This is a genomic window from Microbacterium umsixpiens, assembly GCF_053543675.1.
In genome coordinates this window covers 31,980-32,970 of the sequence record NZ_JBLVOH010000150.1, presented here as the reverse complement: position 1 = coordinate 32,970, position 991 = coordinate 31,980, and the positions used below count along the sequence as shown (strand labels likewise).

Sequence of the window (991 nt, the reverse complement as noted above, 5' to 3'; positions counted from 1 at the left end):
GGCGGCGGCATCGCCGCGGCCTTCGTCGTCGGCGTCCTCGTGACACCACCGATTCTCGGCGCGGTCGGTGGCGCCGCAACGTCGACGGCCGAAGGGCTGAGCATGCCGGGCGGCGTCTCGATGGATTCCTCGTCGTCATCACCGGATCAGATGTCCGACTCCGCGCCCGAATCGCTCCCCGGGAGCATCTCCGACTCCACCATCGCCGGTGCCGAGAGCAGCGAGGGCGATAGGGAGATCATCGCGACCGCGCAGGCGACGGTTCAGGTGAAGAGCATCGCGGACGCCGCTTCGGCGATCGCGAACCTCGCCGAGGAGCACGACGGCTACGTGGAGAGCACCGAGATCGGGAAGTCCGTCGCCATCGACGGCACGTCCGAACCGGCTCCCGCCGACTCGGCGTACGGCTGGATCAGCATCCGCGTGCCCTCCACGGATCTGCCGGAGGTGATCGCCGCGCTCGGGGAGACCGGTGACGTCCTCTCGTCGTCGACGTCGAAGCAAGACGTGACCTCGGTGTCGATCGATCTTCAGGCGCGCGTCGACTCGACGCGCGCGTCCGTCGAGCGTCTCACCGAGCTGATGGCGCAGTCGGGCAGCGTCTCCGAGCTGATCGAGGCCGAGGTCGCGCTGACCGACCGACAGGCGCAGCTCGAGTCGTATGAGCAGCAGCTCGAGTCCCTGCAGGATCAGGTCGCGATGTCATCGCTTCAGGTACAACTCACCAGAGCGACGACGGCCACCACCGCCGATCCCGCCGGGTTCGCCGACGGCCTGCTCGCCGGATGGAACGGCCTCGTCGTCTCGCTGAACGCCCTCGTGATCGCTCTGGGCTTCGTCCTCCCCTGGCTGGCGGTCGTCGGTGTCGTCGTGCTGATCGTGTGGCTGATCCGTCGAGCGCGCCGGAACCGTCGATCCGCACCTGCGGCGAGTCCGGAGCAGACGGACGACGACGCCTGAAGCCTCCCCACGAAACCTGAAGAGGCCGCGT

General features: G+C 68.4%; 1 protein-coding gene. It reads left to right on the top strand.

The window, feature by feature from the left end; translation table 11 throughout:
• A partial coding sequence (locus ACNPM4_RS14850; protein ID WP_448986160.1) for a DUF4349 domain-containing protein occupies positions 1 to 960 on the top strand: 960 nt, incomplete at its 5' end.
• Positions 961 to 991 lie beyond the last annotated feature (31 nt).